The sequence below is a fragment of the Bifidobacterium sp. POST2/T3 (B1) genome, assembly GCF_058197115.1.
The window spans coordinates 1-4,591 of record NZ_JBVPQK010000213.1; the positions used below are offsets into that span (position 1 = coordinate 1).

Here is a 4,591-nt window from a genome sequence, read left to right on the forward strand (position 1 = left end):
GTGCGCGAGTATTCGGCGGGCGGACTGATCTTCGACCGGCATGACCGGGTGGCCATCATCGCCCGGCACTCCCGCTCGGGCCATCTGGAATGGTGCCTGCCCAAGGGCCATATCGAGAAGGGGGAAACACCCGAGCAGACGGCGGTGCGCGAGGTTCACGAGGAGACTGGAATACTGGGCCGGGTGACCGATTCCATCGCCACCATCGACTACTGGTTCACCGGAACCAACCAGCGGGTCCACAAGCTGGTCCATCATTTCGTCCTGCGGATGATCGGCGGCTCCCTGAGTGTGGAAGGCGACCCCGATCATGAGGCCGAGGATGCCATCTGGGTGGACTTCTCCGACCTGACCTCGGTGCTTAGTTACCCCAATGAGCGTAAAATAGCCTGGCTCTACGCGAGGAAGTACAAAAAACAGCCATGATCCAGACCCCCCTGCGCCCGAGCGGGCGCACCAGCCAGCGCACCCATGCTTTCAATCGATGGACCCGGTGGGCTCGAATCCTGCTAACGATCGTCCTTCTGCTGGTCTTGGTGATAGCCCCTTGGCATACGGCACCAGCCCTGGCTGCCACCAATCAGCAGAGCTCTGCTGAGGTGGCCCTGCGCTGGTCCACGCCAGTGGTGACCGACAAGTCCGGCTACGCTCTGCGCGCTGCGGTGACCAACACCGCCAACCAGCCCATGGAGAATGCCCATCTGAGCGTGTCCACCAGCGCCCTCTACTCTTTCAGCTCCCGAGCCGACATGCAGACCTGGTCTGAAGGCCAAGCCCGCATCCCCACCCCGGATCTGCTGGGCACGCAGACCGTACCGACAATCCCAGCAGGGCAGAGCATCGAAGTTGCTGTCAACGTACCGGCTGATCAAGATGCGATCAAGAAGATGGCAAGCTGGGGGCCCAAACCCGTCCGGCTTTCCCTGAGCGATGATCAGGGCCGGATCCTGAGCGACGTGTTCACTTTTCTGACCCGGACCTGGGATGGCCTGCCCACCGCAGGCACCCCAGCCCTGTCCCTGACCATGGTCCTGCCACTGACCTCCTCGGATTGGAACATTGACGACAAGGCCATGACAGCGCTGATGACCCAGTCAGGTTCAGGCAACGATAAAAACCGGAGTGTGACGTTGACCCGCCAGGGGGCCCGCCGCCAGGAGGACCAGAGCCAGCTGCTGTCCAAACATGGGTCCCTGCAGGCCTTGGGCGATCCGGTCTATCTGTCCGCCTTCGTCAATCGTCCCAAGATCCAGGGGCTGATTCAGCCAGCCGACTTCGACATCACTGGGTATGCCTCCCAGAATCAGAACCGCTATGCCCAGGCTGGGGTCACTCCCGAATCCTGGAGCGCCCAGACCGCGGCCAAGCTCTATACCGACAGCGCGCCTGACACATACGCCTGGCAGGGCAGACGGGAGTGGACCATGGAGTCCATCACCACCGCCCGCCGTGCCGGCTATCAGACGGTCATCGCCCCCCAAGGCTTTGAGGTCGGTGCCGACACCTCCGCCCACACCGGCAAGTACACCATCGAAACCAAAGCTGGAAAGGTGACCGTCCTGTCGGCCCAGCGGGAGCTCAGTAACCTGGCCAGAGGCCACCCCAGCTCCACACGCGCCACCGGGGAGCAGACACAGGCCGGGCAGACGGCCCGCTTCATAGCCCAGAGCGCTTTCTATCAGATGGAACAGCCCTACGCCGAACGCTCCCTCCTGGTCTGCTTCGATACCGATGAGGACACCCAGCAGGCAGACCGGATCATGACCGAACTGGAGCATGCCCCATGGATCAGCCTTAAGTCCATGGACAACCTGATGCAGGCGCCCGACTTCACTGGCGGGTCGTCGAGTCTGCTCAAGGCCCTGGAACTCGACAGCACCAAGAGCAGCACCAAACATGGCGATGGTTCGATAGGCACCCTGGACTCCCTGACCGCCAGCCGGGCTGAGATCGACCGGTTCGCCACCACCATCCTGGCTGACGGCAAGCAGGATTCCCAACCCACTGCCAGCGCCACGGCAGGCAAGACCGACAGCCAGGCCCTGGCTCGCCAAGATGCCAACACCACTGCCCGACAACCTAAGGATCCGCATCAGTGGTTGAACCAGCTGACTGTCGCCCACGACGACCTGGCTCTGAAGTCACTGGGTGGAACCGCAGCCGCCGCTGGTTTGGCCGATCAGGCTGAGGCCATATCCCATCGACTCCTGGACGGGGTCAGCATCACGCCCAGCGAGTCTCTGAACGTCGTCAGCGAGACTGCCTCCATGCCCGTGACCGTCAGCAACAGCCACCCCTACCCTGTCCACGCCCGCATCAGCGCGCGAACCGACTCCATGGAGATCGTCACCTCACGTATGGCGGAGGCGGTCATTCCCGCCCGATCAGAAGCCCAGGTGACTTTCAAGGTCAGGGTGGCAGCAGCCGGCAGAGCCAATGTGGATATCGGCCTGCTGGACCGCCAGGGCAGACCCTTCGGCCAGGTGCGCCAGGCTCAGATCACCAGCAATCTACGGCTGAGCGACATGAGCGGCATGGTCATCATTGTCATCGCCGTGCTCCTGGGACTTTTGGGGCTCTGGCGGCAGTTCCACCGTACGAAGGACCCGGACGAATGAGTTCCGTAGGGCGCAATTCCGCCATCATGGCCACGGGCACCGCGGCCTCCCGTGTGACCGGGCAGATCCGCACCATACTGTTGGCAGCCGCCATAGGCACCACCGGAATCGCGGCTGACGCCTACCAGACCGGTGCCATGATTCCTCAGGTCATGTTCACTCTGATCTCGGGCGGCATCTTCAACGCCGTCCTGGTCCCACAGATTGTGCGCACCCTCAAGGAGCGGGACGCAGCAGACCGGCTGAACAAGCTGATCACGGTCGCCATGGTCCTCCTGGCCCTGCTGACGCTGCTGCTGATGCTGGGCACTCCGGTGCTGACCACCGTCTATCTGAACTCCAAGTGGAACCCCGCGCAGCGGGCGCTGGCCAACTCCTTTACTCTCTGGTGCATGCCCCAAGTCTTCTTCTACGGGCTCTACACGGTCCTGGGACAGATCCTGGCCGCCAAGGGCCGGTTCACCGCATACGCCTGGAGCTCGGTGGGTGCCAACGTTATCAGCTGCCTGGGCTTCCTGGTCTTCATCTTCTTGTTCGGCAACGCCCGCAATCAGCCGGTCGGCTTCTGGGACAACGGCAAGGTGGCCCTGACAGCTGGAGCCTGGACCGCGGGGGTGGCCTTCCAGGCGCTGGTCCTCTTCATCCCCCTGATCATGAGCGGTTTCCGCTATCGTCCTCGCTGGGGCCTGCGCGGAATCGGCCTGCGATCCATGGGCTCGGTGGCGGCCTGGAGCATGTGCGTGGTCATCATCAACCAGCTGGCCAACGTGGTCAATGCCCGCATCAACAACGGCGCCCCCCTGGAGGGCAACCCATTCGACATTGCCGGCAACGGCTCCTATCAGAACGCCTACACCATCTTCATACTGCCCTACTCGCTGGTAGCCGTCTCAGTCAGCACGGCCCTCTTCCCCAAGCTGTCCAAGGCGGTTTCTGACGGCCGCATAGGGGATGCCCGCAATGATCTGAGCCAGGCCCTGCGCAATGTCGGACTGGTGATGTTCTTCTTCGCCGCAGTCCTCCTGGCAATTCCGGTGCCCATTACCCGAGCCCTGCTGCCCTCGGTAAGCGTCCATGAGTCTGTCCTTATCTCAGGACCGCTGATAACCCTGTCCCTAGGGCTGGTTCCCACGAGCGCCTTCCTGCTCATTCAGCGCACCTTCTACGCCTTCGAGGATGGCCGGCATCCTTTCATCTTCGCGGCCGTCTCCAACACCATCCAAGTAGCACTGGTTTTGGTATCCATACGCTTGTTACCTCCCCGTTACTGGGCGGCGTTGGTAGGGCTGAGCTTGTCCCTGAGCAATCTCCTCAGCTTCCCTGTTCTGGCTCACATGCTGCGCAGCCCCTTCCAGGGGAATCTGGACGAGCGGCGGATTCTGATCACCTACGCCAAGGCTTTCCTGGCTGCAGGATTGGCCCTGGCAGCCGCCCTGACGGTCAAAACTCCAGTGACCCATCTTGTCGGTGCCTGGATTCAGGGCCAGCAGGGTCACATGAGCTGGGTGCAGGCGCTCCTCATCTGCATAGTCATTACCCTGCTGACGGCAATTATCTATACCGTGACCCTGGTAGCCCTGCGCACGGAAGAATTTATCCAGCTTCTGCTCGACCTGGCCCGTCGGCTGGGCAGGACAGCCAGGCACCCCGTCCGCAGCCTGGACGCTCTGCAAGGACGACCCTCCCGATTGGCCGACCGCTCGGTCAGGGTGGTGCACTCCTCCTCCCCCGATTCCGCCCTGCCCGGCATAGACGCAGCATTGGAGAACCTTGAGGAGGCCCCTGAGTTCGATACTGATGGAGAATCCGCGATAGCCGGACCTCCGCCGGCCCCTCCGACCCCGCAACCCGTTAGGATTGTACCTAGGAACAGCAAGGTCCACCACGGTGTCGTCGACTACAGGCGACGCCCCACTTCTGATGAGAGCTCGGCAACCATGAACGCGCATATCGGAGACACCATCCTCGGCAGA

General features: G+C 62.4%; 3 protein-coding genes. All 3 read left to right on the forward strand.

Going from position 1 to position 4,591, the window contains the following annotated elements; translation table 11 throughout:
- Nucleotides 1–426 (forward strand): NUDIX hydrolase (locus tag AC0AP0_RS09210; protein WP_490430247.1); only part of this gene is annotated, 426 nt, incomplete at its 5' end.
- Nucleotides 423–2,618, forward strand: coding sequence for a DUF6049 family protein (locus tag AC0AP0_RS09215; RefSeq protein WP_490430248.1), 2,196 nt, complete (start codon nucleotides 423–425; stop codon nucleotides 2,616–2,618). The genes AC0AP0_RS09210 and AC0AP0_RS09215, both read left to right, overlap by 4 nt.
- Nucleotides 2,615–4,591 (forward strand): murein biosynthesis integral membrane protein MurJ (murJ, locus tag AC0AP0_RS09220; protein ID WP_490430249.1); only part of this gene is annotated, 1,977 nt, incomplete at its 3' end. The genes AC0AP0_RS09215 and murJ, both read left to right, overlap by 4 nt.

Bases quoted from the DNA above. Each gene is read 5' to 3' on its own strand.
- AC0AP0_RS09215 (WP_490430248.1), top strand. From the start codon at position 423: ATGATCCAGACCCCCCTGCGCCCGAGCGGGCGCACCAGCCAGCGCACC.